Source organism: Burkholderia sp. RF4-BP95, from assembly GCF_001521985.1.
GTDB lineage: Bacteria > Pseudomonadota > Gammaproteobacteria > Burkholderiales > Burkholderiaceae > Burkholderia > Burkholderia diffusa.
The window spans coordinates 1-1,062 of record NZ_LOSX01000052.1; the positions used below are offsets into that span (position 1 = coordinate 1).

At 65.0% G+C, this 1,062-nt stretch carries 1 protein-coding gene; it reads right to left on the reverse strand.

Annotation, left to right across the window (positions count from 1 at the left end; genetic code table 11):
- Positions 1 to 11: 11 nt before the first annotated feature.
- Positions 12 to 1,062 (reverse strand): ABC transporter ATP-binding protein (locus WS46_RS18410; RefSeq protein ID WP_059691370.1); only part of this gene is annotated, 1,051 nt, incomplete at its 5' end.

Here is a 1,062-nt window from a genome sequence, read left to right on the forward strand (position 1 = left end):
TCATGTCGCCCTCACTGCGTCAGCACGACGCCGCTGGCCGGCGACCACGACACGAACACGTCGTCGTTCCACGCCGGCGCGCTGTCGTGCATCAGGTGCGAGCTCGACAGGTTCGACACCACCGTCTTGCCGCTCGGCAGGCGCACGTGATACAGCGAGTACGCACCCATGTACGCGATGTCGGTCACCACGCCGCGCGCCCAGTTGTGATGCGAGCCGGGTTTTTCGCGCGACACGTGCACGCGTTCCGGGCGCACCGAGATGCCGACCGGCATGCCGAGCGGGCCGGTCACGCCGTGGCTCACGTACATGCGTGCCTCGAGGTCGTCGCTCTCGACGAAGATGTGATCGGGTTCGTCCTCGACCACGCGCCCTTCGAACAGGTTCGTCGAGCCGATGAACTCGGCCGAGAAGCGGCTGTTCGGGTATTCGTACACTTCGCCCGGCGTGCCGATCTGCACGATCTTGCCTTCGCTCATCACCGCGAGGCGGCTCGCCATCGTCATCGCCTCTTCCTGGTCGTGCGTGACCATCACGCAGGTCACGTCGACCTTCTCGATGATGTTCACGAGTTCGAGCTGGGTCTTCTGGCGGATCTTCTTGTCGAGCGCGGACATCGGCTCGTCGAGCAGCAGCAGCTTCGGGCGCTTCACCAGCGAGCGGGCGAGCGCGACGCGCTGCTGTTGGCCGCCCGACAGTTGATGCGGCTTGCGCTTCGCGTACTTGCTCATCTGCACGAGCGCGAGCGCGTCGGCCACGCGCTCCTTGATTTCGTTCTTCGGCGTGCCTTCCTGCTTCAGGCCGAACGCGACGTTCGACTCGACCGACATGTGCGGAAACAGCGCGTACGACTGGAACATCATGTTCACCGGCCGGCGGTACGGCGGCAGCGACGCGAGGTCCTCGCCGTCGACGAAGATCTTGCCGGAGGTGGCCGTTTCCAGCCCGGCGAGCATGCGCAAGAGTGTCGACTTGCCGCAGCCCGAACTGCCGAGCAGTGCGAACAATTCGTTCTTCGCGATCGTCAGGTTGACGTTGTCGACGGCCGTGCTGTCGCCGAAC